At 63.9% G+C, this 25,331-nt stretch carries 20 protein-coding genes and 1 pseudogene; 12 read left to right on the top strand and 9 right to left on the bottom strand.

The window, feature by feature from the left end:
- The 4 genes and pseudogenes from NTD82_RS03250 to NTD82_RS03235 all read right to left on the bottom strand — a co-directional run.
- Window positions 1-229 (bottom strand): annotated as a pseudogene (locus tag NTD82_RS03250) (ABC transporter permease); the annotation flags it as partial.
- 19 nt (window positions 230-248) lie between these two features.
- A complete protein-coding gene (locus NTD82_RS03245; RefSeq protein WP_262127721.1) occupies window positions 249-1,298 on the bottom strand; it encodes an ABC transporter substrate-binding protein in 1,050 nt (349 codons plus the stop codon).
- 89 nt (window positions 1,299-1,387) lie between these two features.
- Entirely contained in the window at window positions 1,388-2,542 is a 1,155-nt protein-coding gene (locus NTD82_RS03240) for an ABC transporter ATP-binding protein (protein WP_262127720.1), read from the bottom strand.
- Window positions 2,539-3,909, bottom strand: a complete 1,371-nt coding sequence (locus NTD82_RS03235; protein ID WP_262127719.1) for an aminotransferase — start codon at window positions 3,907-3,909, stop codon at window positions 2,539-2,541. The genes NTD82_RS03240 and NTD82_RS03235 overlap by 4 nt, the downstream gene beginning before the upstream one ends.
- A gap of 631 nt (window positions 3,910-4,540) precedes the next feature.
- Between NTD82_RS03235 and NTD82_RS03230 the strand changes: the two genes are divergently transcribed.
- The 4 genes from NTD82_RS03230 to NTD82_RS03215 all read left to right on the top strand — a co-directional run bounded on the left by NTD82_RS03230 (window position 4,541) and on the right by NTD82_RS03215 (window position 7,822).
- A complete protein-coding gene (locus NTD82_RS03230; RefSeq protein ID WP_262127718.1) occupies window positions 4,541-5,317 on the top strand; it encodes an IclR family transcriptional regulator in 777 nt (258 codons plus the stop codon).
- 83 nt (window positions 5,318-5,400) lie between these two features.
- The gene (locus NTD82_RS03225; protein WP_262127717.1) at window positions 5,401-6,621 is read left to right on the top strand and encodes a putative DNA modification/repair radical SAM protein; all 1,221 of its coding nucleotides are present in this window, start codon (window positions 5,401-5,403) and stop codon (window positions 6,619-6,621) included.
- Window positions 6,612-7,481: a TIGR03915 family putative DNA repair protein gene (locus NTD82_RS03220; protein WP_262127716.1), complete on the top strand. Its 870-nt coding sequence runs from the start codon at window positions 6,612-6,614 to the stop codon at window positions 7,479-7,481. Before NTD82_RS03225 ends, NTD82_RS03220 begins: the two co-directional genes overlap by 10 nt.
- 5 nt (window positions 7,482-7,486) lie before the next feature.
- The gene (locus NTD82_RS03215) at window positions 7,487-7,822 is read left to right on the top strand and encodes a helix-turn-helix transcriptional regulator (protein WP_262127715.1); all 336 of its coding nucleotides are present in this window, start codon (window positions 7,487-7,489) and stop codon (window positions 7,820-7,822) included.
- A gap of 53 nt (window positions 7,823-7,875) precedes the next feature.
- Here the strand turns inward: NTD82_RS03215 and NTD82_RS03210 are convergent, their stop codons facing one another.
- Window positions 7,876-13,500 (bottom strand): NEL-type E3 ubiquitin ligase domain-containing protein, encoded by a 5,625-nt coding sequence (locus NTD82_RS03210; RefSeq protein WP_262127714.1) that lies wholly within the window; start codon window positions 13,498-13,500, stop codon window positions 7,876-7,878.
- An 87-nt stretch (window positions 13,501-13,587) separates the two neighbouring features.
- The gene (locus NTD82_RS03205; RefSeq protein WP_262127713.1) at window positions 13,588-14,400 is read right to left on the bottom strand and encodes an NYN domain-containing protein; all 813 of its coding nucleotides are present in this window, start codon (window positions 14,398-14,400) and stop codon (window positions 13,588-13,590) included.
- A gap of 108 nt (window positions 14,401-14,508) precedes the next feature.
- Between NTD82_RS03205 and NTD82_RS03200 the strand changes: the two genes are divergently transcribed.
- A complete protein-coding gene (locus NTD82_RS03200; RefSeq protein WP_262127712.1) occupies window positions 14,509-15,162 on the top strand; it encodes a hypothetical protein in 654 nt (217 codons plus the stop codon).
- A 140-nt stretch (window positions 15,163-15,302) separates the two neighbouring features.
- Here the strand turns inward: NTD82_RS03200 and NTD82_RS03195 are convergent, their stop codons facing one another.
- Window positions 15,303-16,049: a sulfite exporter TauE/SafE family protein gene (locus NTD82_RS03195; RefSeq protein ID WP_262127711.1), complete on the bottom strand. Its 747-nt coding sequence runs from the start codon at window positions 16,047-16,049 to the stop codon at window positions 15,303-15,305.
- 188 nt (window positions 16,050-16,237) lie between these two features.
- On the opposite strand from NTD82_RS03195, the gene NTD82_RS03190 reads away from it, so the two are divergent.
- Both NTD82_RS03190 and NTD82_RS03185 read left to right on the top strand, forming a co-directional pair.
- The gene (locus tag NTD82_RS03190) at window positions 16,238-16,789 is read left to right on the top strand and encodes a hypothetical protein (protein WP_262127710.1); all 552 of its coding nucleotides are present in this window, start codon (window positions 16,238-16,240) and stop codon (window positions 16,787-16,789) included.
- A 110-nt stretch (window positions 16,790-16,899) separates the two neighbouring features.
- Complete coding sequence (locus NTD82_RS03185) at window positions 16,900-17,349, top strand: NUDIX hydrolase (RefSeq protein WP_095158824.1); 450 nt, start codon at window positions 16,900-16,902, stop codon at window positions 17,347-17,349.
- 34 nt (window positions 17,350-17,383) lie between these two features.
- Here NTD82_RS03185 and NTD82_RS03180 read toward each other — a convergent pair whose 3' ends face one another.
- The gene (locus NTD82_RS03180) at window positions 17,384-18,283 is read right to left on the bottom strand and encodes a LysR family transcriptional regulator (RefSeq protein ID WP_262127709.1); all 900 of its coding nucleotides are present in this window, start codon (window positions 18,281-18,283) and stop codon (window positions 17,384-17,386) included.
- A 149-nt stretch (window positions 18,284-18,432) separates the two neighbouring features.
- Between NTD82_RS03180 and NTD82_RS03175 the strand changes: the two genes are divergently transcribed.
- From NTD82_RS03175 to NTD82_RS03165, 3 genes are all read left to right on the top strand, one after another.
- Window positions 18,433-19,149, top strand: coding sequence for an AzlC family ABC transporter permease (locus NTD82_RS03175; RefSeq protein WP_262127708.1), 717 nt, complete (start codon window positions 18,433-18,435; stop codon window positions 19,147-19,149).
- On the top strand, window positions 19,139-19,453 hold the full coding sequence (locus NTD82_RS03170; protein WP_262127707.1) for an AzlD family protein: 315 nt from the start codon (window positions 19,139-19,141) through the stop codon (window positions 19,451-19,453). The genes NTD82_RS03175 and NTD82_RS03170 overlap by 11 nt, the downstream gene beginning before the upstream one ends.
- A gap of 425 nt (window positions 19,454-19,878) precedes the next feature.
- Window positions 19,879-21,549: an MFS transporter gene (locus NTD82_RS03165; protein WP_095158827.1), complete on the top strand. Its 1,671-nt coding sequence runs from the start codon at window positions 19,879-19,881 to the stop codon at window positions 21,547-21,549.
- 42 nt (window positions 21,550-21,591) lie between these two features.
- Here the strand turns inward: NTD82_RS03165 and NTD82_RS03160 are convergent, their stop codons facing one another.
- A complete protein-coding gene (locus NTD82_RS03160) occupies window positions 21,592-22,809 on the bottom strand; it encodes an MFS transporter (RefSeq protein ID WP_262127706.1) in 1,218 nt (405 codons plus the stop codon).
- Window positions 22,810-22,975: 166 nt separating this feature from the next.
- On the opposite strand from NTD82_RS03160, the gene NTD82_RS03155 reads away from it, so the two are divergent.
- Both NTD82_RS03155 and leuC read left to right on the top strand, forming a co-directional pair.
- Entirely contained in the window at window positions 22,976-23,749 is a 774-nt protein-coding gene (locus NTD82_RS03155; protein ID WP_410017019.1) for an AraC family transcriptional regulator, read from the top strand.
- Between the two features lie 160 nt (window positions 23,750-23,909).
- The gene (gene leuC / locus NTD82_RS03150) at window positions 23,910-25,331 is read left to right on the top strand and encodes a 3-isopropylmalate dehydratase large subunit (RefSeq protein WP_262127704.1); all 1,422 of its coding nucleotides are present in this window, start codon (window positions 23,910-23,912) and stop codon (window positions 25,329-25,331) included.

The following is a 25,331-nucleotide window of genomic DNA, read 5'->3' as shown; positions in this document are numbered from 1 at the left end:
CCGGCGCCGAGGTGCCATCCCAGTCGGCGACGGCCTGCGCCGTGGCCGGCAGGGCCTGGGGCAGTTCGTTGTCGGCGACGGCACGCCACAGCAGCGTGCCGATGGGGCCGACGAACGTCAGCAGCAGAAACACCACCAGCGGCGCCAGCAGACCGTAGGCCCGCCACAGGGCGGCGCGGTCCTTGCGCGCGACCACGGGCGGGGCGGTGTCGAGGGCGATTGCACTCATGTCGAATCCTCGATCGGGATCAGCGAGCGGACCAGGCGGTCCACTTGGCGTTCAGTTCGTCGATGCGGTCCACCCAGAACCCATCATTGAGCACCAGCACATTGGCGCTGTTCTGCGGTGCGCTGGGCGAGTCGACCATGGCGGCGGGGTCGGTGTCGGCGATGCCCCGGACCGAAGTGATACCGGTGGGCTGCAGCGCCGGCCAGGCTTTCTGGTGCTCGCCTTTACCCATCACGTCGAGCAGTGCGTAGGCCTGGTCGACATTGGGCGAGTTGGCCAGGATGACCCAGCTATCCATGGTCTGCAGCGACTGGTTCCAGACCAGCCCGAACGGTTTGTGGTCCTGGCGGATGGCGTTGGTCACCCGGCCGTTGTACGAGGTGGTCATGGCGACTTCGCCCGAGGCCAGCAACTGCATGGGCTGGCCGCCGGCTTTCCAGAACAGCAACTGGCCCTTGAGGCTGTCGAGTTTCTTGAAGGCGCGTTCCACGCCGCCCGGCGTATTGAGGGTTTTGTAGACGTCGGCGGGGGCGACGCCGTCGGCCATCAGGGCGATTTCCAGGTTGCCCTTGGGGCCCTGGCGCAGGGCGCGCTTGCCGGGGAAGGTCTTGGTGTCGAAGAAATCGGCCCAGCCGCTGGGGGCGCGGGAAACCTTGCTGGTGTCGTAGCCGAGGACGAAGTTGTAGACCGCGTTGCCGACCCCGCACTCGCTCACCGCGCTGGGAATGTAGTTGTCCTTGCCGCCGATGCGCGTGTAGTCCAGCGCGACGAACAGCCCTTCGCCGCAGCCCAGTTGCAGGTCTTCGGCCTCGACCTGCACCAGGTCCCAGCCGCTGTCGGCGCCCTCGGCGCGAGTGCGCAGCAGGCCGATGCCGCCTTCCCAACTGTCTTCCACCACCTTGCTGCCGCTGGCCTGGCTGTAGGGCTGGAAGAAGATTTTGCGTTGTACATCCTGGTAGGCGCCGCCCCAGGAGGCGACGGTCAGGTCACGGGCTTGCACAGTGCCGGCGAGCAGCGCCAGCCCGCACAGTGCAAGGGTAAAGCCGCGGACGGTACGGGGTGTGTTCATGATGTGACTCCCAGCCTTTTGGAATGATTGTTCGTTGGCAGTGAAAGAGAAACTCATCGTCTCGATGCGCTTGTTTTTATGATTTGGCGTTAACGCAGGATCATCGCCTGAGACGAGGGCAGGGCCAGTGCGACCTTCTCGCCGGGCAGCGGCGCGGCGCGCCCGAGGCTGCCGGGGTTGTAGGTCATCGCCAACTCCGTGCCACGGTCCATGCGCAGGCGCAACTTGCAGTGCGCGCCGTGGAAGATGCTGTCGATCACGAACGCGCTGACCGCCGGCTCTCCCGGCGCCGCCAGACGCAGGTTTTCCGGGCGGATGGCCAGCGCGGCGCCGTCACCGACGGCCAGGTGCTCGTCGCTGCAATGGGCCTCGTGCAGGGTGCCGCTTTCGTCGAGGCGTATTTGGGCCTGACTGCCGGAACGGGACACCAGCGTGCCTTCGAGCAGGTTGGTCTCGCCCAGGAAGTTGGCGACGAAGCGGGTCGCCGGGCGGCTGTAGAGTGTCTCGGGGCGGTCGATCTGGGCGATCTTGCCTTCGTTGAACACCGCCACCCGGTCGGACAGGGTCATCGCTTCGTCCTGGTCGTGGGTGACGTAGACGAAGGTGATGCCCAACTGTTTATGGATGGCCTTGAGCTCCAGTTGCATGTGCTCGCGCAGGGCTTTGTCCAGCGCGCCCAAAGGTTCATCCATCAGCAGGATTCGCGGGCGATAAACCAGGGCGCGGGCCAGCGCCACGCGCTGTTGCTGGCCGCCGGACAACTGGCCGGGGCGACGGTCCTCGAAACCTTCGAGGCGCGCCAGGGCCAGGGCCTCCTGAACCCGGCTGCGGCATTCGGCGGCGGACACCTTGCGCAGGTTCAGCGGGAAGGCGACGTTCTGCGCCACGCTCATGTGCGGGAACAGCGCGTAGCTCTGGAACACCACGCCCATGTCGCGCTTGTAGGCCGGCAGCTTGCTGATGTCGTTGCCGTCCATGAGGATGCGCCCGCGGTCCGGGGCGTCGAAACCGGCGAGCATCATCAGCGTGGTGGTCTTGCCCGAACCACTGGGGCCGAGCAGGGACAGGAACTCGCCCTGGCGGATGTCCAGGTGCAGGTCGTTGACCACCCAGGAACGCTCGTCGTAGGTCTTGTGCACCTGTTCGAAGCGCACCAGCACCGGTGCGTTGGCGGTATCGGATTCAACGGTGGGTGGCGGGGGCATATCGGCCTTGGGCAATGGACGAAGGGTCTGGAGATTCATGGACGAATACCTGCCAGCACTTCGTCCAGCGCCTGGGACAGCGCTTTGAGAATAGTCTGGATCTGGTCGGCATCGACGATCAGCGGCGGTGCCATGACCAGGGTGTCGCCCAATGCCCGCAGGAGGATGCCGTTGCGTTGCAGGACGTTGCTCACCTGCTGGGCGATTTTCAGCGTCGGCGCGAAAGGCTGGCGGGTGTCCTTGTCGGCGACGAACTCCAGCGCCGCCATCAGGCCGATGCCGCGGGCCTCGCCCACCAGCGGATGACTGGCCAGCGCCTGGATGCCGGCCTGGAACGCCGGGGCGACTTCGCGAACGTGGGCGACGATATCCAGCTCGTCATATAAACGCAGGGTTTCCAGCGCCACCGCTGCCGCCACCGGGTGACCGCCGTAGGTGTAGCCGTGGCCGAGGCCGCCGAGTGCCTGGCTCTGGTCGGCGATCACCTGATAGATGCGGTCGCTGATCAGCAGCGCGGAAATCGGTTGGAACGCGGCGGACAGCCCCTTGGCGCAGGTCAGCATGTCCGGCTCGATGCCCATGGCCTGGCAACCCCAGTAATGGCCGGTGCGACCGAAGCCGCAGATCACTTCGTCGGCGACCATCAGAATGTCGTATTTGCGCAGCACCGCCTGGACCTTGGCGAAGTAACCCGCGGGCGGCAGGATGACGCCGCCGGTGCCCATCACCGGCTCGGCGAAGAAGGCGCCGATGGTGTCCGGGCCGGCGTCGAGAATGCTCTGTTCCAGTTCCTCGGCCAGGCGCGTGGCGAAGGCTTCTTCGCTTTCGCCGGGCAGGCCCTGGCGATACAGGTGTGGGCAACGGACATGGATCACGTCGGCCAGCGGCTCGCCCCAGCCGGTGTGCATGTTTGGCAGGCCGGTCAGGCTGGCGGCGGCCAGGGTGGTGCCGTGGTAGCTGCGCTGACGGGCGATCAGGCGGGTCTTGCCGGGTTTGCCGATCGCCGTGTGGTAGTAGCGCACGAACTTGATCGCGGTATCGACGGCTTCGGAGCCGGAGCTCTGGAACACCACCTTGTTCAGGCCGGCGGGTGCGCGTTCGGCCAGCGCTTGCGCCAGATCCGCGGCCGGGCCGTGGCTGCGGTGGGCGAAGGTCTGTTGATAAGGCAGCTTGAGCAACTGCTCGTAACCCGCCTGCGCCAGGCGCGGCTGGCTGAAGCCCAGCGTTGCGCACCACAGGCCCGACATCCCCTCGATGAAACGCTGGCCGTGTTCATCAAACACATAAATCCCCTCGCCACGTTCCATCACCAGCGGGCCCACCTGTTCGTGCAGGCGAAGGTTGGTCTGGGGGTGGAGATGGTGGGCGATATCTCGTTGGGCCAGAGCCGAACCGCGAGCAGTCATGACGTCATCCTCTTGTTGAGCTGTATGCGTATGCGTTACGTGGTTCCATTTTTACGAGCATTTTTTGATTGCGTCAAATGTTTTGTGTTTCGCACAGAGGAACAGTGTTTCGTTGTAGTGTTCTGGTGCATGCCGTTTGAGTTGCAGTGCCCATGAGATCGAGCGCCGTCCGCACGGCGCATCGCGAGCAAGCTCGCTCCTACATCGGTTGCAACGTGCCATGGCCTGTGGGATTCGGGTTGCCAGCCTTTGGGCGTTTGATGATCCATCGCGTGAAAGCGGTTGGGATTGACTTGATACTGCGTCCTACAGGCAAGGCGGGCAACTATGGCCTGGCAGACATATGCGCGTTGCAACCGATGTAGGAGCGAGCTTGCTCGCGATGCGCCGCGCGGGCGGCGCTCGATTTCAAGAGCGCTTGAAAACCGCCGGCTAGCACTTGTTCGCCATTCCCCAATCCCCAACTCGCTACCCTTGCCGAGCAAATCTGTAAGCGCAAGAAACTACAAAACCCAAACCTGCAAGAACCAAGCCTTTTCATAATGGCGTTTCGCCTGTGCGAACAGAGGCTTTATCTCCTTACCGCGAGCAGCTACTCTCTGGCACTTGAACCAGGCAGCAAGGATCTTCGATGAGCGAAGAAGTGAAACAAGGTGGCGTCAGGTCGGTGCAATTGGCCCTCGACGTGCTCGAACGGGTGGCGGGAGCCGATGGTGAAATCGGCGTCAGCGAGCTGGCGGTGCAATTGGGGACCACCAAGGGCTCGGTGTTCCGCCACCTGAAAACCCTGGTCGATCGCGACTACCTGAGCCAGAACCCGCAGAACTCACGGTATCGGCTGGGCATCCAGGCCTATGTGCTGGGCCGGGTGGCGGCGAGCGGGGTCGACGTACTCAGCGCCTCGGCCGACGCCATTCGCGACCTGCGCGATGAGCTCGGCCTGTCGGTGGTGTTGTCGGTACTGCAGGGGCGGCGCTTGATGGTGGTGGAAACCCAGTTGGGCAAGTCCACCCTGGAAATCGGCGTGCGCCATGGCACCGAGCTGCAGTTGCATTGCAACGCCCAGGGCAAGGTCGCGCTGGCCTTTGCCCGGCACTTGAAGGTGGAGCAGCTCGGTGCGCAATTGCCGGCCGTAACACCCTTCACCATCACCGACCTGCCGACCCTGACGCAACAGGTGGAACAGGCCCGCAACCAGGGCTGGGCGGCGGCGGTCGAGGAAGAAACCCAGGGCATCTCGGCTATCGCCGCGCCGATCATGGGCATCAATGGAGAACTGATCGGCACCCTCGCGCTGGTGGCGACGGTGCAGGACATCCACCGCGAGATCGATCCGGAACAGGTTCGCGCCCTGAAGAAAGCCGCGCTGCGCACGTCCTGGAACATGGGCTTCAAGGGCGAGTTCTGATTTCCGCCGCGCGACGACGGGTGCTTGCATAAGCGCGACGCTCGAAATACTGTATGGATATTCAGTATTTCGAGAGCCGGCCCATGCAACTCATCGCCAAGCTCGGCATCCTCGCCGACGCCGCCAAGTACGACGCCTCCTGCGCCAGCAGCGGCGCGCCCAAGCGCAGTTCGAAGGGCCGCGACGGGCTCGGCGCCACCAACGGCATGGGCATCTGCCACAGCTACACCCCCGACGGGCGCTGTGTTTCGCTGCTCAAGGTGCTGCTCACCAACTTCTGTCTCTACGACTGCCAGTACTGCATCAACCGCCGTTCCAGCAATGTGCCGCGGGCGCGTTTCACGCCCGAGGAAGTGGTGCGCCTGACCCTGGATTTCTACCGGCGCAACTGCGTCAGCGGGCTGTTCCTCAGCTCCGGCATCATCCGCTCGGCGGACTACACCATGGAGCAACTGGTGCGGGTGGCGCGGCTGCTGCGGGAGGAGCACCAGTTCCGCGGCTACATCCACCTCAAGACCATCCCCGACGCCGATCCGCTGTTGATCGAGGAAGCCGGGCGCCTGGCCGATCGCCTCAGCGTCAATATCGAACTGCCCAGCGACGCCAGCCTCAAGCGTTTGGCCCCGGAAAAGCAGGTCAGCACCATCCGCCAGGCCATGGGCACCATTCACCGAGGCCAGCAAGCCGTGGCCGGCGAGGCGAGGGCGCCACGCTTTACCCCGGCGGGGCAGAGCACGCAGATGATCGTCGGCGCCGACGCCTCGGATGACCGCTCCATCCTGTGCAACGCCGAGTCGCTGTACCAGGGCTACGGCCTCAGGCGCGTCTATTACTCGGCGTTCAGCCCGATCCCCGACAGCCCCGACAGCGTGCCGCTGGCCGCGCCACCGCTGTTGCGCGAGCACCGGCTGTACCAGGCCGATTTCCTCATGCGCGGCTACGGCTACAAAGCCGGCGAACTGCTCAGCGAGTCGAGCAACCTGGCCCTGGACATCGACCCCAAGCTGGCCTGGGCGCTGTCCAACCGCGAGGTGTTCCCGGTGGACATCAATCGCGCCGAGCCGGCCTTGCTGGCGCGCATCCCCGGCATCGGCCTGCGCAGCGTGCAGCGGCTGGTGGCCCTGCGGCGCGAGCGGCGGGTGCGCTACGACGACCTGATCCAGTTGCGCTGCGTGCTCGACAAGGCCCGGCCCTTCATCGTCACCAGCGACTACCGCCCGGCGCTGGCGGAGATGCGCAGCGGCCTGCTGCGCGCCCGCCTGCGTGAGCCGCAAGCACCGGTGCAAATGGGGCTGTGGGGATGATCGCGCTGGAGTGCGACGACCACTTCGACACCTGGCGCGAGCAGGCGCGCAACCTGCTCGGCCATGGCATCGACCCCGCCGAGGTGACCTGGAGCCAGGGCCCGATGCAGGACCTGCTGGCCACTCCCGAGGCGCTGCCGGCCGGGGCCGGACCGTTTCGGGCGCGGGTGCCGGCGGAATTGCTGGCGCACCTGCAACTGGCGGCCCGCTACCAGGGCGAGCAACGCTGGAGCCTGCTGTATGAAGTGCTCTGGCGCGTGGCCCATGGCGATCGCACCGCGATGCTGGCCGGCGACCGCCTGGGCAGCGAGCTGCAGCGGCGGATCAAGCAGGTCACCCGCGAAGCCCATCACCTGCACGCATTCGTGCGTTTCGTCCCGCTTCCCGACCCCCTGGCCGAGCACTTGCAACTGGACCTGGTGGCCTGGCATGAGCCGGCCCATGACATCCTCGAAAGCGCGAGTGACCACTTCGCTGACCGCCTGGGCCGCCAGCGCTGGCTGATCGCGACGCCACGGGACGGCATCCGCTTCGATGGCGAGACGCTGGACTATCGCCGCCAGTGTCCCGAGGACTGGCGCCAGTGGGCGCAGCACGCCGAAGACCCCGACGCCGAGCTGTGGCGCACGTACTACCGACACACCTTCAACCCGGCCCGGGTCAATCCCGATGCCCTGCGCCAGCACATGCCCGGACGCTTCTGGCGCAACCTGCCGGAAGGCGACCTGATTCCCCGGCTGGTGGGCCAGGCGCGGCAGGGCAAGCAGCGTGACGGTCAGGCGCAGGAGGTGGCGGTGCAGGGCGGCAAGCGGATTGCCCGCGGGGTCGCCGTGGCTCAACCGACTCCTGGCAGCAGGTAATCCCCATGCACAAGGCCGATCGTCTGTTTCAACTGGTGAACCTCATCGGTGTTCACCAACCCATCACCGCCGAACGCCTCGCCGAGCACCTCGGGGTGTCGGCCCGCTCGATCTACCGCTATATCGACGAGTTGTCCCTGAGTGGCGTCCCCGTCTACGGCACCACCGGTGTCGGCTACGCCCTGGCGGCCGATGTCGAGCTGCCACCGCTGCACCTCAGTCGCATCGAACTGGACGCCCTGGCCCTCGGCATGGAACTGCTCGCGACCTCCGCCGACCCGGAAATGGCCGGCGTGGCGCGGATGTTGTTGAGCAAGGTCTCGGCGACACTGCCCGCGTGACCGCGCCGGCCGTTCCGGACCTTGCCCGCGAGCCCGATGCATGGCGTACAGGCTTAATCGCCAGCCAGGCCTTCGCGATTGGTCAGTTCCTCTATGAGGTTGCGCTCATCCTGCTGGAGCTGCGCTTCCAGCACCTGGATCCGCTCGCTCGAACGCTGCGCCTCGTCGTCCGGATACAAGTCGAGCAGCTCCAGCACCTGCGCCTCGAACGCTTCCTTGAGCGCTTTAAAGCGCTCGGCATACACCTCGCGCAGGTACGCAACCCAAAAGTCCCGCTGCGCGGCGTAGGCCAGAAATGGCTGCCCTCTCTCGCCCTCCAGGACTCTGTCCAGGACCCGGCCCAGTTCTGCCTGTCGGACACTGGCCGCGGCGCGGTAAAGCATCCGCCCGGGTGGCAGCGGCAGGTTAAGTTCCTCAGCCCAGTGCAAGCGATAGGCCAGGCGCACCTCTGCTTCATCCCGGGCACCGGCCTCCTCGCGGGCAATCGTGTCCAGCTCCTGCAAGCGGTACAGGCGCCGGGTCAGTCGATACAGCGTCGGGCCGCGCTGGTGCTCCGGCACCTCCAGCAATGACTGGCGGGTAAAGACCTGGATTTCCATCTGGTTGAATTCCAGGCGGATACCGTCGGGGCAGGTGTCATAGCTCCTGAGTTGGCGCAGGGGTTCTTGCGCCATGCCATTGAGGGTCAGGCGCAGTTCGACATCCTGAACCGTGGCATCGAGGACTCGCCACACACGTGCGATCAGTTCTGACCGCGTGCTGTTGCTGCGATAGTCGGCGGTGTGCCGTAGACGTCCGATCATCTGCACCAGATCGGTGGCATCACCGGCGTGGTCGAGCTGCTGCCATGTGGCACGGCGCATTTCGTTTTCGTCCACGTTGTCGGTTAGCCAGTAACTGACCGAATGTTCTTCCTCTTCGGAGCTCACTCCAGTGCTGTGGGTGTGCGCCGGGCTTGCGACAAACTCGTCCGAGTCCGACGAGTGCGACTCGGCGTGGAGTTGCCGGACGTCTTCGGGGAAATCCATTTCGAACAAGAAGGGCCGGTTATCTGCGATCGAGACATAGGCGCGGCGCCGGGTGTCGTAGGTCAACGGGTTGTTGAACAGCGAGATTTCGGTGAAGGCGTGGGGGTTGCGATGATTGTCCAGCAAGTAGTCAGGCAGCTCGGTGAGCAGGTTGTCATCCAGACTGAGGAAATCCACCCGCCCCGGAAGCAGCGCGTCGAGCCATGCCGGCCAGGTTTCGATGTGCATCGCGTTCAGGCTCAGCAGGTTGAATTCTCGACCGGTGAAACCCGACACGCCAGTGATCTCGCCCAATCTATTGCCGTCGAGCTCAAGCGATGCGAGCTGGGGCAACTCGGTGAGCATCGCCATCATCGCCTGGTCGACGCGTAGACCGAGGTGGGTCAAGGCCAGGCTGCTCAGGCCCTGCATTGCTCGCAGTGCGCCAGGTAGTTCGGTCATCTGTTGCTCGTAACCACTGATGGCGAGCCGTTCCAGGTGCGGAAAGCCCAGAAGAAAGCGATTCAGCGCTTCAGGGGTGCCTCTTGGGCGCAGCAGTTCCATGAGACGTACACGTTGATAGAAAAAACCCGGCAAGCGTTGCGGAAAATCATCGAGCTCGAGTGAATCCAGTTCCAGCAGAGGCGCGTAGTTGCTTTGCATGGTCTCTCGCCAGAAATCCATGATGGTCTCGGTTATCCCTTGACGCGCGGCAATCTGCTGCTCTGTCAGCGGCTGCGCGGAGCTTGAGGTTTCGCGCCACATATCCAGGGCCTCGCTCAGCAGCGCGCGCCCGTGCAAGTGCATGTTCAGTTCGGCGTGGACCGTCTCGGGAATATCCAGGTCGAAGCTGAAACGATTGTCACGGCCCTCGCCCAGGCGAGCACTGAGGATCGCCTGGCGTGAAAACAGGTTGCCGCGCAGGAAGATGCGGGTTTGATGCGCCGCATTGGCTTCGTTTTGCAGGATATGCCTGGGTAATTCGACAAGGTGGTTGTCGACCAGCGACAGCATACTGATTCGGCTTAGCATCTGGTGGTCGAGCCATTGTGGCCAGCGCGTCATGCCAACGCGGTCCAGCGCCAGGGAGTTCAGGTTCATGCCCAGGAAGTTTGGGCTCAGGCCCGGGACGTAGGTGAGTGGCGCATCGACGAGCAAATTGCCACTGAGGTCCAGGTGCTCCAGTTCGCGCAAGCCACTCAGCGCCTGCAGCGCATGCTGGTTCAGGCTCAGTTGCAGGTCATTCAGATGCAGGCGCCGGAGGTGCGGGTAACTCATCGCCACGACCCGGGGCAGGGACTCCACTGGCCAGCCGATACTGTGGCGAATTTCCAGGGACCGAACCCTGCCGAAGCGCTGCAGGAACTGCGGCAACATTTCTTCGTACCTGAGCAGTCCGTCCGGCTCGGTGATCAGCCTCGGCCCCTCCACGGTAAAGTCCCTTAGCACCAACCCTTGTACGCGGTCGTAAACGAACTGCGGTAATTGATCGGGAAAGTCCGCTATCGATATCGACGCCAGCCACAACGGCTGGCGGGTTCGCCCGATCTCCGGGAGGTTGTTGCCTCGCCAATGCGTCCACAACGCCTCGACAATGCGCTCCCGGCTCCTGGCTCGCGAGCCCGGCTCGCTGGTGGACGCGAGGTTCTGCCACCACTGCGTCATGCTGTGATGCAACGCCCGTTGTTCATCGAGCAATTGGTCCAGGCGCTCGCTGATGGCTGCCCGGCCAAGGCCGGTGCTGTAGAGCTCGCGGAGGATGTCCTCGGCAAAGGCGTCGAGGAAGGCGAGCTGACGAATCTTGTCCAGCAGGGTCTCTTCGGTGATATAGCCCGCCAGGGCGCCGCGGCCGCTCAGCGGGTAGCCGAGACGGCCATCGGCAAGGCGCATCGGTGAACGGGCGCCGGGCTGGCCCGGCTGCATCTGCAACACCTGTCGTGCCTGCTGCCGGGGGATCGGTGGCTGCGCCTGGAGGTGGTGACGGAAAGCCATCTTGCTGGCCGATACGAGGCCGAGGGCTTCACGTTGCGTCAGGGGGAGAGCGTCGAGAACCGCGGCAAACAGATCATCAGGAGGCGCTTCGGCCGGCATACCGTCGGGGCTGACGGCCTGATAGCCCTCGTCGCCCTTGAGCAGCACCCGGCAAATCGGTGCGTCCGACGGGCCCACTTGGTCGAGCAACGGGCCGTCGAAGGCGCCCGAACGGACTTCAAGGCGAACCTCTGGCGTCCATCCCGGCAGGTTTTCAAGACTGTGCAGCACCAGCCTGTCGCTGTCGGCGGTGTTTGCCGAGTCCAGGTACAACCCTTCGTAGGCCCGCGCCAGACGCACTTTCTGCTGATAGACCCGGGCCTCTTCGGCCAGTCGCAGCGCGACCTTGTGCTCATTCCTCAATTGCGTCAGCTCACTTGGCTCGGCATGTGCCAGCAGCTCCTCGGCCACGGCCGCGGGCAACCCGGTGAACGTTTCCATCAGCAAGCGCGCTTCGCCCGACACGCCCGCTTGCAGTACGTCATACCAGGCAGCGAACAACGCCGCCCGCCCCGTGGAACTCAAATCGCTGCCGACCGAACTCAGCTCCTTCTCGAGCCGTACGCGCTCCAGTGCATCGATGAGCAGGGCCGGTGGCCGTTCACTGTCGGCCAGGGCACGACGCAATTGCGCCGGGTAGGTATCGCTGGCGAAGAGAATGCGGTGGGCGGTCTGTTCCGACAGCCCGTCCGCCAACGGCCCCAATCGCTGAAACAGGGTCAGGCCTTCCCATTCCAGCGGCCGGTCCACCTCATGCAACCAGGCGCCGGCGCCGTTGCTGCGCAAGGTCGGCTGATACGCGTTGCTCCGGTCCGGGTGCTCCAGCAAATGCGCGGATCCCTCCGCGTTGGATGTGACGCGGAAGGTGCTTCCATCCAGGGGTAGCCATTGCTTGCCGAGGTGGTTATAGAGCCCGAGCGCGTTGGGTTTGAGCCCCGCGGGCAGGACGATGTCGTGGGCGAAGGGGCGCAGGTCGGGTTTCCACAGCCGGTGGCGACCGTCTCCCAGGCGCACCGCCCGCATTTCCTCGACTGCCACGGGCATCTCCAGCGCGGGCACCCCGGCCCCGGCCGCCGCGCCCGCGAGAGCGCCGAGTGCGGCAATCTGGGCGAGGTTCTCGACCACATCCATCAGGTAACTCCACGCCTGCTCGCGATCACCCTGGCTCAGGCTGTAGAACCCTTCATAGACTTCATGCGCCAGTTGCGCGGCGGTGACAGCCATCATCACCCAACCCAATCCCGGCAGCACAAAGGCGGCGACATTAAGCACATCAAAGCCCACTTCGGCGAAGTAGCGCAGCCGTCCTTCGCGGGTCTTCTGGTCTTCGTTCGCGGTCGGAACCGCATGGAACAGCGCATCGTCCCTGAGCACGGCGATTTTCTGTTTGACGATGCCCGTGACCAGATCGCCAGAAAACAACCGGGTCCCGAGGTCAAGGCGGGCATCGCTGTCCTGGCGTTCCTCGTAGAAGCCGCCACTGTTCCAGACCTTTGGGTAGAAGGCCGAGCGGATCTTGCCGAACACTTCATTGCGATGCCGCGCGGGGACGAAACGCTCGAAAAACTTCAGGTACTGCGGCTGTAGCAGCTTGTCTTGCAGGGCTTCCTGAAACTGCTTGAACGACGCGTACTCCTTGAGCGGGTGGAAGGGGTCATCCGGTATGTAGACGAGGATGGCTTTCTTGCAGACATCACGGACCCAGTCCGGTTGGCCAAGTACTCGCTGAAACTGCCGCCCGCACTCAACTGCGATCACGATTCCGGTCAGTTCGATGTTCCACATCTTCAGAAAACTGCAGCGCAGCGAGGTGCCCATCGCGTCGGTTTCAATTCGAGACACGTGCATCAATAACCGGTGGTATATCGTCTGCCCGATATCACTTTTCAGGTACGCCGTGTGCGCCTGAAGCATCAGCGCGGACGTTTCGAAGCGCTCGAAGGCACGGTGTTTTTTACCGGCATCGGCGTTATCAAGAACCGAATCAATCAACTTCTGGTATTGCCCGCCGAGGTCCAGGGTGCGACAGAGTGCGGCGAACGCCTCGGGCTCGATCGCGACAGGCGTGCGCTGTTCTGTCGTGGCGTCCTTGGCGTAAAGGCTCGATTTCAGCCTGGACTGCTGCATGCCGCCAGGCTCGGCCTCCCAGGCTTCGAAGTTTTGCAGCGCGGCGCGCAGCAGATCCTGGGTCGCGCCCCGCATCGCCTTGAAGCTCTCGACGAGCGGGTCCCTGGAGATAGCCACGAACGAATCATCGACCTGCACGCGCCCGGCATGAAACAGCCAGGTCGTGCGCGTGTCGAGGCGCAGGCCGAACTGTTTCTGGATCGCGGCATTGAGCAAGGGTTCGGCGAACGCCTCAATGTCGGGAATCCGCGCCAGCAGGGTTGTGAGCGCGCCCTCGGCATGGCGATGTTCCACATAGGCCTGCTGCAACAGCCTGGCAATTTGCGGCTGATCGGTCATGGCTTTCACAAACCAGGACGCCGCCCCAGGCCCCGCTGCACGCACGGCTCGGTGTACGTCACGAGGGGCTTTTGCCAGCCAGGGCGGAACAATGCTTTTGACCACGTCGTAATGCGTAGGGCCCGCCACCGGGCTTTCGCCCGGCGCGGTGATGGAGTCGATCGGGTTCGACATAGGGGCTGCCTCGATGAATCACTGGGCAAACGAGCCTAGCGACAACGATCGAGCAAGAAGGAATACAAGGGTATTGCGCCCGCCCGCTCAGGCCTTGTCTGCCTGCCGATGGCGGGCGTAGATGACCGAACCGCCTGTTCCCGTGGTTGTCCGGGTTTGCAGTTCGAAATGCTCCGGGTGCCCCTTGATCAGGTCGCTGAGTTTCTTGTAGCCGTGGGTACGCGGGTCGAAGTCGGGTCGCAGCTTGCTGATGTTGGTGCCCAGCGCGCCCAGTTGAATCCAGCCGTCTTCGTCGGCGATGTCATCCAGGATCTTCGCGATGAAGCCCACCGGGGCCTTGGGTGGTTTGCGGGCGGTGGGTTTGCTGTCGTTTTTCGGTGCTTCCGGGGTCGGCACCGCTTCCGGCTCGGGGCGGCTGTTGCCATTGCCCGGCGTGCCGGGAACGCCCTCGTGCAGCAGTTCCGTGTAGATGAACTTGTCGCAGGCAACCACGAACGGCTTCGGCGTTTTTTCCTCGCCAAAGCCATAGACGGTCAGGCCTTCCTCGCGCAGGCGCGAGGCGAGCCGGGTGAAGTCGCTGTCGCTCGACACCAGGCAAAAACCGTCGAAACGCCGGGTGTACAACAGGTCCATCGCGTCGATGATCAACGAACTGTCCGTGGCGTTCTTGCCCTTGGTGTAGGCGAACTGCTGGATAGGCTGGATGGAGTGCTCAAGCAGCACCTTTTTCCAGCCGCCCAGTTGCGGGCCGGTCCAGTCGCCGTGGATACGCTTGACGTTGGCAATGCCGTATTTGGCAATTTCCTCGAACAGCCCCTGGACGATGCTCGCCGCGGCATTGTCGGCGTCGATCAGGACGGCCAGGCGCTTTTGCGTGTGGGAAGAGTGGGTGATGGCCATGGATCATCCTTGGGGCTGGTGTTTTCATTGCCGGACGTTCTGGCCTGCAGGGTTCAGAACGAGGTCGTATAGTGGCGGTTTGATAATTTGCCGTACAGGAGTTGGCTGATGCCGTTCGTTCCCGCGTTCTTCGATTTTCTGATCACTCATTTTCAACAGGATGAGCGGCGGCGGATGTTGTCTTCGTTGGCTGTCACTGTAGCTCCCGAACTCTGGGTCAGTCTTGAGTCCGCGGCATTGCTTGATATCAACCGCGTCAGGTTCGGGCTGGAGGAGCGTTTGGGCGAGTGGAACAACGTGCCTCGCTGGCTGATCGCTGCTGAACGCTACAAGGTGGACTTGTGGATTCAGGACCTGCGCGGTGAGGAACCGTCGGTTTCCATCGAATTCAAGCTGGTTCACAACAACAAGAACGCTTTTCACAAGATTCTGGAGATTCGTCGGGACCTGGCGAAGACGATCCCGCGTATTGCCTGCAATGACAGCGTGGAGCGCTGGGGCATCGTCATGCTGGTGTTTTCGCGCTTCTATGATGGCCAGTCGGGCGCCTATGCCTACCATCCAGAGTTTCATTCTCGCGAGGACCTGCTGAGCGCGTTCTCGGCCGCGCTGGACGACGAAGACCCTTGGTATGGCGATGCTCCGCGTCTGGAGCTGGTGATGGAGCCGGTGCTCTTGTGCGAGACAGCGACAGCTAACTTCATTGACCCGACAAAGGCACCCTCGGGGATCTATCTCGCTTTGGTTCGCCGTAAAGCTTAAGGTTTGTACGAAAAGTCGCCGAGCGGCGATCAGGCAAGGCGAAAACAGGCGAGGAAGCGGAGTTGACTGGCTGTCAATGAGCATTCCGAGCCTGTTTTCAACGCAGCATGATCGTCGCGCAGGCACTTTTCGTACAAAGCCTAAGACCAAAGCCTGGGCACGGAAGACACCAGCAGCGCGACCCTGGACGCCGTAAGCAGGCTCAGCACGATCTGCCGGAACTGTGCATCGCTGATGCCGAAATACAGACGGGTGCCAAGGAAGCTGGGGATGAGCATGGCCGGGGCGACGATGGCGAACATGGGCCACATGTCGCGGGTCACGATCCCGGTGCCGAGGTAGGTGGCCATGGTCACCAGCAGCATCGACAGGTTGAAGTTCTGGATGATCGAGCGCTGGGTGTCGCGATCATAGCCGCGCAGTGTGCACCACAGCGTCGGCAGGGTGCCGGTGAAGCCGCCAAGGCCGCCCATGATGCCGCCGGCGAAACCGACGCCGCCGTTGGCCAGGCGACCGCCGAACGAGATGACCGGCAGCCGCCGGGCCATCAGCATCACCGGGCACCACACCACCAGCAGGGTGCCGAGAATCGCTTTGAACCAATCCATGTTCAGTTGCGGCAGCAATGCAACGCCAAGCGGGATGCCCAGCAGGCCGCCGAGGACGAAGGGCAGCAGTTGCTTGAAATCGAAGCCCCGGCGTACCGACACCGCCGCGACAATCTGGCCGAGTAGGGCGCCGAACACGGCCAGGGTGGCCGCCAGCCTTGGATCGAGCACCCAGGCCCAGAACGACATCGCCACCAGGCCGAAGGCAAAACCGGAGAGTCCCTGAACGAAGCCCGCGACCACCGCCCCCAGGGCAACCACCAGATAAATCGATTCCATGCCACTTCTCCTTGTGAAGGCACCAATATAGTGCATTTTCCTCGCCGCCAAGATAAGCGTTGCTAGCAATTGGCCATGCAGTTAGATTGCCAAACGCTTGTGCGGCTGCTTTTGGCGCGCTGTGGTATCGGGGTGCGAATGGGCCGGCACTGTTGGGCATTGGATAGCCACATCAAGGACCGCGCAGTATGAAAACCTCGATCACCGGAAAGAACGTCATCAAGGAAATGAAGGATCTGGCGAAGGGGTACTTTGCCGAGTACGGCAACCCTTCCTGTGTCTGTGTCGGGGTGTCTGCGCTGGGCAGGACTGAATCCAGCGGTCGGGCGCGCGACGCTCAGGAGCGCAAGACCTTCGTCGGCATCAGCGGCGATACCGGGCGCAAGCTGTTGCGTGCCACGCTCAACGCTGAAGGACACGGCGGCGGCACCTTGAGCGCGGCCGACGTGACGGCCCGGCTCACCACCATGGCCAACCAGCATCTGGTGACCTACCGCAGCCGTCTCACTGGACCGGCGATCGTTTCCGCCGAAACCTGGGCCACCCACAACTGCGCGGAAGGCAACCTGGCCCTGTACCTGTTGATGAACGGGGTGCGGGCGAATGTGATCACCATCGCGTCCTACGAAATCATCGGTAATTCGGTGCAGTACAAGCCGCTGTGCAAACAATGCCAGCAGTGGGTTCGCCAGCACTTCAAAGTGCTCGAGGATTTCGACGCGCATACCAAGGGCCGTTGAGTCCTTCGTTCAGACCATCACCCGTTCGATTACCACGCTCGGCATTAGCCGCGATGAATAGCGCGGATGCGAAATCAGTTTTTCTAATAACGAGTCTGGGAAATCCCGTCATGCGTGAAAGAAAGTCGGCGCGGTTGCTGGTTATCAGCCCGGGTCAGGAAGTGCTGCTGTTCAGGTTCGTCCACACGGACGACGCCTTGGCGGGCAAGGATCACTGGGCCACGCCCGGTGGCGGACTGGAGCAGGACGAGAGCTTCCGGCAGGCGGCGATTCGTGAGTTGTTCGAGGAAACCGGCATCGAGGTCAGCGACGTTGGCGAGCCAGTGGATGATCGGCGCTTCGTCATGCGCCTGCCCAGCGGCGAGGACGTGATTTCGGTGGAGCAGTATTTTGTCGTGCGGGCGTCTTCGCAGCAGTTGTCCCGCGCGGGCTGGACCGACCATGAGACGCGGGTGATGGCGGAGCATCACTGGTGGTCGGTGGAGGAACTGCGCGCGACGCGGGCGACGGTTTATCCGGAAAGGTTGCTGGAGATGCTGGCGCTGGCGAGCAAGGATTAGCGGGCCCATCGCGAGCAAACGCGCGCCCGCGGATTCACTCCGCGCTGCCCGCCATCCGGTAGGAGCGAGCTTGCTCGCGATTGCCCGCCCTCAACGTCTTGATCAACAACCCATAAAGGCTGTCCACCGGCTTCGAGCCCTGCGAAGCACGGCTGCGGTACACCGCCACTTCCATGGGCTCCAGCGGCCCGAGGTTGTGTTCCGCGCCGAGGATTTCCAAGTGCTCCGGCGCGCTGCAGCGGGTCAGCACGGCGACGGCCAGGCCGCTTTCCACCGCGGCAATCTGCCCGGCCAAATTGGAACTGTTGTAGACCACCCGGTAATCGCGGCCCTGCAACGCCAGAGAGTGAATGGCGCAGCGCCGCGCCAGGTTGGTGCTTTCGTAGGTGGCGATGGGCAGCGGGTCGCGGCGCCAGACGTCGAACTGCGGCGAGCCGACCCACACCAACGGCTCATGAAACAGCAAGGTGCCGCGCCGTGGGTGATCACGGGAGATCAGGGCGAGGTCGAGCTCCCCGTTCTCGACCCGGGGGATCAGCGCGGTGGACTGTTCGCAGTCCAGCTCGATGTCCACCGCGCCATAGCGCAGGGCGAAGCGCTTGAGCACCGGGGTCAGGTACCTGGCCGCGTAGTCGTCGGGCACGCCGAGGCGGATACGGCCGGTCAGTTCGTTGCCGCTGAAGGCGTGCTGGGCATCGCTGTGCAGGTCGAGGATGCGCCGGGCATAGCCCAGCAGCACCTGGCCGTCGGGCGTCAGTTGCTGCTGGCGCGAATCGCGCACCAGCAGTTGCCGGCCCACCGCGGCTTCGAGCTTTTTCAACTGCATGCTCACCGCCGACTGCGAGCGGTGCACTTCGGGCGCGGCATTGGATAACGAGCCGGTATCGACCACGGCGACGAAGCATTTGAGCCAGTCGATCTGCAGGTCCTGCATGGAAAGCCGCCTCTCGTATTCGATTAACAAATAGCTGCGGCGAATAATATGCGCTTTTCGCGAACGTGTGTCTGGAGGATAGTGGCCGGCGTCCGTACAGGCTTGAACGTAGCGTTCCATCCAAGAGATCGCCAGATGAGGAGGTAGTTGTGTTGTCGGTTGCCAAGGGCTCCACGGAGCTGGGGTTCAATGAAGTCTGGGGCGGCTTCAAGCAGTTGCTGCCCATTTCCATGTTCGTCGTCGTCTTCGGCCTGGCCTTTGGCCTGGCTGCGGCGCAGACCGGGCTGGATGGCGTTTCGATCATGTGGATGAGCACCCTGGTGTTCGCCGGCGCGTCGCAGTTCGCCGCGCTGGACCTGTGGGACGCGCAGGTGCCGCTGGTGCCGTTGATCGTCACGGTGTTCGCCATCAATGCCCGGCACTTGTTGATGGGCGCCACGCTGTATCCGTGGCTGCGTGAACTGCCGCTCGCGCGGCGCTACGGGGTGATGCTGGTGGTGTCGGACGCCAACTGGGCGATGTCGATGCAGGCGCTGTCCGCCGGCAAACCGGGGCTGGGCATTCTGTTGGGCGGCGGTATCGCGTTGTGGACCACCTGGATTCTCGGCACCTGGCTGGGCCTGTATTTCGGCAACCTGGTGAGCGACCCGGTGAGTTGGGGCCTGGACATGGTGATGGGCTGCTTCCTCCTGGCGATGGTGGTGGGCGGGCAGAAGAACCTGCGCATGCTGCTGATCTGGGCTGTGGCGGCCGGTTCCGCGCTGTTGGCCTATTGGTATCTGCCGGAAAACAGTCATGTGGTGGTCGGCGCGCTGGCCGGCGGTATTGTCGGGGCGCTGTGGATGGAGAAGAAAAATGAGCATTGAAACCAGTGGCAACGGCCCGCTGCTGATCATTCTGGTCATGGCGCTGGTGACCCTGGCGACGCGCTGGGGCGGGGTGTTCGTGATGTCCTTCGTGCCCATCAGCCACCGCGTGCAGCAGTTTATCGGCGCGATGTCGGGCTCGGTGCTGGTGGCGGTGTTGACGCCGCTGGCGGTGAGTGGCGACAACGGTGCGCGGGTGGCGCTGGCGAGTACGGCGGTGGTCATGCTGCTGGTGAAGAAGCCGCTGCCGGCGATTGCTGCGGGGGTTGTTGCGGCGGCGGTGTTTCGTCACTTGGCGGGTTGAGTGGGGTCTAGGGGGCGAGGCGGATAGTTTTTTACGTTCGCGCAAGTGTGGGGGAGTTGAGGGCGCTATCGCCGGCAAGCCGGCTCCCACAGAGGCGAAAGGGGCCGGCGGCTTCGCCAAACAGAATGGATAACGCTCACCGCTCTGACATCCTAGCCAAAGCGCGTTTTTACACGCCTTATCGCGAGCAAGCTCGCTCCTACACATGCCACCAGGCGCAAGAGCTGCTCCTTCATCAGTGATGGCGACTGGATATCTCGCCAAGGCTGATTATGCTTCAAGCGTGCGTGCAAAAACGCGAGGCCGCCGCCTGTTCCAAAGGCCCGGCGCAGTCCGTGATCCGAAGTCATCAGCCTCTCTTGGCCAGAGTGCGTGCGAAAGGATAGCGGGATGCTCCGGCCTACTAGAACAAGACGGAGAAAATCATGGCGGCAGTCGACAGTACGACCCCTGGCAGCGAGCCCAGGCGCGGTATTACCAAAGAGGAACGCAAGGTGATCTTCGCCTCGTCCCTCGGTACGGTGTTCGAGTGGTACGACTTTTATCTCTACGGCTCTCTCGCGGCGATCATCGCCAAGCATTTCTTCGCCGGCGTCAACGAAACCACCTCCTTCATCTTCGCTCTGATGGCGTTCGCCGCCGGTTTCGCGGTGCGACCGTTCGGCGCCATTTTCTTCGGCCGCCTGGGCGACATGATCGGGCGCAAGCACACCTTCCTCATCACCATCGTCATCATGGGTGTCTCCACCGCCGTGGTGGGGCTGTTGCCCAGTTATTCCACCATTGGTGTGGCGGCGCCGATCATCCTGGTCACCCTGCGCCTGTTACAGGGCCTGGCGCTGGGTGGCGAGTACGGCGGGGCGGCGACTTACGTCGCGGAGCACGCGCCACCCGGCAAGCGCGGTTTCTTCACCTCGTGGATCCAGACCACCGCGACCCTCGGCCTGTTTCTCTCGCTGCTGGTGATCCTCGCCTGCCGCACGGTGCTCGGCACCGAGGCCTTCGAGGAGTGGGGCTGGCGTATTCCGTTCCTGTTGTCGATCCTGCTGCTGATCGTCTCGGTGTACATCCGCATGCAGCTTCACGAGTCGCCGGTGTTCAACAAGATGAAGGCCGAAGGCAAGGCGTCGAAGGCGCCGCTGACCGAATCCTTCGCCCGTTGGGACAACCTCAAGGTGGTGATCATGTCGCTGCTCGGCGGCACGGCGGGGCAGGCGGTGGTCTGGTACACCGGCCAGTTCTACGCGCTGTTCTTCCTGCTGCAGATGCTCAAGATCGACCCGCAAACCGCCAACCTGCTGATCGCCGGTTCGCTGCTGATCGGCACGCCGTTCTTCATCCTGTTCGGCAGCCTGTCCGACCGCATCGGCCGCAAGAAAATCATCATGGCCGGCTGCATCCTCGCGGCGCTGACCTACTTCCCGATCTTCAAGGGCCTGACCGAGTTCGGTAACCCCGACATCTACCGCGCCCAGGCGCAGAACCCGGTGACGGTGATCGCCGATCCCGCGCAGTGTTCGTTCCAGTTCGACCCGGTGGGCAAGGCGCGTTTCACCAGCTCCTGCGACCTCGCCAAGACCGTGCTGGCGAAAAAAGCCATTCCCTACGTCAACGAGAAAGCCGCGGCGGGTACGGTGGCGCAGGTCCGGATTGGTGACAAGGTGATTTCCAGCTTCGAAGGCACCGGCATGCCGGCGGCGGACTTCAAGACCACCAACGACGCCTTCACCGCGACCCTCGGCACCGCGCTGAAAGACGCCGGCTACCCGGAAAAGGCCGACCCGGCCAAGACCAACTACCCGATGGTGCTGTTGCTGCTGACCATCCTCGTGCTGTACGTGACCATGGTCTACGGGCCGATCGCCGCCTGGCTGGTGGAGCTGTTCCCGGCGCGGATCCGCTACACCTCGATGTCGCTGCCGTACCACATCGGCAACGGCTGGTTCGGCGGTTTCCTGCCGACCGTGGCGTTTGCCATGGTCGCGGCGACCGGTGATATCTACTACGGGCTGTGGTACCCGATCGTCATTGCGGTGATGACGGCGATCCTCGGCACCTTCTTCCTGCCGGAAACCAAGGATCGGGATATCGCTTGAGGCCGGGCTCAGGGCCTCATCGCAACGATGAGGCCCTGAGCTTCACACGCCTTTGGTGGAAGGCAGCAGAATCGTCAGGATCCCCAGCAACGGCAGGTACGAGCACAGCGTGTACACCTCATTGATGCCGTGGATATCCGCCAGATACCCCAGCAACGCCGCGCCGATCCCGCCAAAGCCGAACATCAGGCCAAAGAAGATTCCCGCGATCATCCCCACATTGCCCGGCACCAGCTCCTGCGCATACACCACGATGGCCGAGAATGCCGAAGCCATGATGAAGCCGATCACCACGCTCAGCACGCTGGTCCAGAACAGGTCCACGTAAGGCAGCGCCAGGGTGAACGGCGCGGCGCCGAGGATCGAGAACCAGATCACCGCCTTGCGGCCGATACGGTCGCCGATCGGTCCGCCGAAGAAGGTGCCGGCCGCGACCGCGCCCAGGAACAGGAACAGGTAGAGCTGCGAGCTGGCCACCGACAGGTCGAATTTCTCGATCAGGTAGAAGGTGAAGTAGCTGGTGAAGCTGGTCATGTAGAAGTACTTGGAGAACACCAGCAGCGCCAGGACCACCAGGGCGAAGGTCACCCGGCCTTTCGACAGGCCGTGGGTGGCCTGGCTGCCGGCCTTCAGCTTGAACAGCGTCAGATGCTGGCGATACCAGCGGCTCAGGCCGTAGAGCACGCCGATGGCGAACAGCGCGAACAGGCCGAACCAGGCGGTGTGGCCCTGGCCATAGGGAATGATGATCGCCGCCGCCAGCAGCGGGCCGAAGGCGCTGCCGGCATTGCCGCCGACCTGGAAGGTCGATTGCGCCAGGCCATAGCGACCGCCCGAAGCCAGCCGGGCGATACGCGAGGCTTCCGGGTGGAAGGTCGACGAGCCGATGCCAACCAGCGCCGAGGCGATCAGGATCGACTCGAAACTGCCGACGAAGGCCAGCAACAGAATGCCGATCAGCGTGCAGATCGAGCCGGTCGGCAGCAGCCAGGGCTTGGGATGACGGTCGGTGTGGTAGCCGACCCAGGGCTGCAGTAGCGAGGCGGTGAGCTGGAAGGTCAGGGTGATCAGGCCGATCTGGGTGAAGCTCAGGCCGTAGTTGGCCTTGAGGATCGGGTAGATCGACGGCAGCACCGCCTGGATCAGGTCATTGATCAGGTGGGCCAGGGCGCAGGCGCCAATCACGCGCATGACCAAGGGGCTGGCCTGGCTCGCGACCGACGCGGTGGAGAAGGATGACGCGGTACTACTGGTGGACATGCTGGACCTTCCGGGGCAAGGCGCGGCGCATTCGCTGTCGGCACTGCGGCCGGCGAAGAAATGCGCTCACGGGGGTTCAGGATCGAGTGAAGCGAGGGCTATGCTAGGCGCCGGACGAATGCCTGTCTCACGCGATTCGGGAGACGACTGTCGAGAAAAGGGCAAGATGATCAGACCACTGGATGAATTTCTCCGTGCCATCGACCAGGCCGACTGGATGGTCAGCAGCAGCGCCACCGACTACCCGGAAAACTGGTGGATCCCGCCGCATTCCCACGAGAAGCACCAACTGATCTACGCCATCGAAGGCGTGATGGTGGTGCACTCGGCCCTGAACCAGTGGACCGTGCCGCCGAGCCGCGGGATCTGGATGCCCAAGGGGCAGGAGCACTCGATTCGCTGTGTCGGCGCGGTGAAGATGCGCAGCGTGTTCGTCCAGCCTGGCGAGCAGCTCGACTTGCCCGCCGAGACCTGCGCGGTGAGCATTTCCACGCTGCTCAGCGAACTGATCAAAGTCTCGGTGGCCATGCGTCACCCGCACGCGCCGGACTCCCGCGAGGCGCGGGTGATGCGCCTGATCCTCGACGAACTGGAAATCCTGCCGACCTTGCCGCTGAACCTGCCGCAACCCCGCGACCCGCGCTTGTGCGCGGTCTGCGCGGCGCTGCGGCGCAACCCCGGCGACAGCTCCACCCTGGCGGACTGGAGCGCGCACCTGGGCCTCGACGAAAAAACCATCCAGCGCCTGTTCCGCAAAGACACCGGCATGACCTTCGGCCAATGGCGCCAGCAGGCGCGGCTGCTGCTGGCGCTGGAACGTATCGCGGTGGGCGAGAAGATCATCGATGTGGCGGGGGAGTTGGGCTACGACAGCCCGAGCGCGTTCACGGCGATGTTCAGGAAGCATTTCGGGCGGACGCCGAGTCAGTTTTTTCGTTAGGGATGCGGCACCGATTGAGCACATTTCGTGAATCCTGATATTCCATCCGCCACATTGATGCCTTATTCGCATTGAATGATCCTCTTGGCAGGCCGGCCCTTCACGCGGGGTCGCGCACCGTGTCCGCGGACACGCATAACAATCACTCGCGAGACCTGCCATGAACCGCCCGAGAACCCTCTACGACAAGCACATCGATTCCCACACTGTCTGCGCCCTCGACGACCACGGCCATGTGCTGCTCTACATCGACCGCCAGGTGGCCAACGAGTACACCAGCCCGCAGGCGTTCAGCGGCTTGCGTGAGGCGGGGCGCTCGGTGTGGCGGCCTTCGGCGACGCTGTGCGTGGTCGACCATGTCAACCCGACCACGCCGCAGCGCAGCGCGGCGATGCCGGATGCCGGCGGGGCGCGGCAGGTGTCGTATTTCGAGGAGAACTGTCGGGACTTCGGCATCGAGCTGTTCGATGTGCTGGACAAGCGCCAGGGCATCGAGCATGTGGTGGCGCCGGAACAGGGCTTCATCCTGCCGGGCATGGTGGTCGCGGCCGGCGACAGTCACACCACCACTTACGGCGCGCTGGGGGCGTTTGGCTTTGGCATCGGCACGTCGGAAATCGAACACCTGCTGGCCACCCAGACCCTGGTCTACAAGCGCCTGAAAACCCTGCGTGTCACCGTGCGCGGCGCGCTGGGGCTGGGGGTGACGTCCAAGGACATCATCATGGCCCTGATCCGCCGCATCGGCGCCGCCGGGGCCACCGGCTACGCCATCGAATTCGCCGGGCCGACGATTGATGCGCTGAGCGTCGAAGCACGCATGACCATCTGCAACATGGCGGTGGAGGCGGGCGCGCGCGGTGCCTTCATGGCCCCCGACGACAAGGTGTTCGCCTACCTCAAGGACAAACCTCGGGCGCCGCGCGGTGCGCTGTGGGAGCAGGCGGTGGCGCGCTGGCGCGAGCTGTACAGCGACCCCGGCGCGGTGTTCGACCGCGAGGTCGAGCTGGACGCGGCGGCGCTGGAACCGATGGTCACCTGGGGCACCAGCCCGGACCAGGCGGCGCCCATTGGCGAGCGCGTACCGGACCCGAACCTGGAAAGCGACCTGATCCGCCGCCAGGACCTGCAGCGCGCGCTGCGCTACATGGGCCTCGAGCCGGGCACCCAGTTAAATCAGATCGCCATCAGCCACGCCTTTATCGGCTCGTGCACCAATGCGCGCATCGAGGACCTGCGCGACGCCGCGCGGGTGGTGCGCGGGCGCAAGGTCGCGGCCACGGTGCGGGCGATGATCGTCCCCGGTTCGACCCTGGTCCGCGACCAGGCGGAAGCCGAGGGCCTGGCGCAGGTGTTCCGCGAGGCCGGGTTCGAGTGGCGGCAGTCCGGCTGTTCCATGTGCCTGGCGATGAACGACGACGTGCTGGCCGCCGGCGACCGCTGCGCTTCCAGCACCAACCGCAATTTCGAAGGCCGCCAGGGGGCCGGGGCGCGTACCCACCTGATGAGCCCGGCCATGGTCGCCGCCGCCGCGGTCAGCGGCTACCTGACTGACGTTCGCCACTTCGCCCTGGAGGCCTGA

It is taken from the genome of Pseudomonas sp. 5P_5.1_Bac1 (assembly GCF_025466015.1).
GTDB lineage: Bacteria > Pseudomonadota > Gammaproteobacteria > Pseudomonadales > Pseudomonadaceae > Aquipseudomonas.
Note: the sequence above shows the minus strand (reverse complement) of the source record. Positions and strands in the feature narration are given on the sequence as shown.

Bases quoted from the DNA above. Each gene is read 5' to 3' on its own strand.
- NTD82_RS03165 (WP_095158827.1), top strand. From the start codon at position 19,879: ATGGCGGCAGTCGACAGTACGACCCCTGGCAGCGAGCCCAGGCGCGGT.
- NTD82_RS03200 (WP_262127712.1), top strand. From the start codon at position 14,509: ATGCCGTTCGTTCCCGCGTTCTTCGATTTTCTGATCACTCATTTTCAA.
- NTD82_RS03170 (WP_262127707.1), top strand. From the start codon at position 19,139: ATGAGCATTGAAACCAGTGGCAACGGCCCGCTGCTGATCATTCTGGTC.
- NTD82_RS03180 (WP_262127709.1), bottom strand. From the start codon at position 18,283: ATGCAGGACCTGCAGATCGACTGGCTCAAATGCTTCGTCGCCGTGGTC.
- NTD82_RS03240 (WP_262127720.1), bottom strand. From the start codon at position 2,542: ATGAATCTCCAGACCCTTCGTCCATTGCCCAAGGCCGATATGCCCCCG.
- NTD82_RS03190 (WP_262127710.1), top strand. From the start codon at position 16,238: ATGAAAACCTCGATCACCGGAAAGAACGTCATCAAGGAAATGAAGGAT.
- NTD82_RS03185 (WP_095158824.1), top strand. From the start codon at position 16,900: ATGCGTGAAAGAAAGTCGGCGCGGTTGCTGGTTATCAGCCCGGGTCAG.
- NTD82_RS03155 (WP_410017019.1), top strand. From the start codon at position 22,976: ATGATCAGACCACTGGATGAATTTCTCCGTGCCATCGACCAGGCCGAC.
- leuC (WP_262127704.1), top strand. From the start codon at position 23,910: ATGAACCGCCCGAGAACCCTCTACGACAAGCACATCGATTCCCACACT.
- NTD82_RS03210 (WP_262127714.1), bottom strand. From the start codon at position 13,500: ATGTCGAACCCGATCGACTCCATCACCGCGCCGGGCGAAAGCCCGGTG.
- NTD82_RS03245 (WP_262127721.1), bottom strand. From the start codon at position 1,298: ATGAACACACCCCGTACCGTCCGCGGCTTTACCCTTGCACTGTGCGGG.
- NTD82_RS03205 (WP_262127713.1), bottom strand. From the start codon at position 14,400: ATGGCCATCACCCACTCTTCCCACACGCAAAAGCGCCTGGCCGTCCTG.
- NTD82_RS03160 (WP_262127706.1), bottom strand. From the start codon at position 22,809: ATGTCCACCAGTAGTACCGCGTCATCCTTCTCCACCGCGTCGGTCGCG.
- NTD82_RS03215 (WP_262127715.1), top strand. From the start codon at position 7,487: ATGCACAAGGCCGATCGTCTGTTTCAACTGGTGAACCTCATCGGTGTT.
- NTD82_RS03225 (WP_262127717.1), top strand. From the start codon at position 5,401: ATGCAACTCATCGCCAAGCTCGGCATCCTCGCCGACGCCGCCAAGTAC.
- NTD82_RS03235 (WP_262127719.1), bottom strand. From the start codon at position 3,909: ATGACTGCTCGCGGTTCGGCTCTGGCCCAACGAGATATCGCCCACCAT.
- NTD82_RS03195 (WP_262127711.1), bottom strand. From the start codon at position 16,049: ATGGAATCGATTTATCTGGTGGTTGCCCTGGGGGCGGTGGTCGCGGGC.
- NTD82_RS03230 (WP_262127718.1), top strand. From the start codon at position 4,541: ATGAGCGAAGAAGTGAAACAAGGTGGCGTCAGGTCGGTGCAATTGGCC.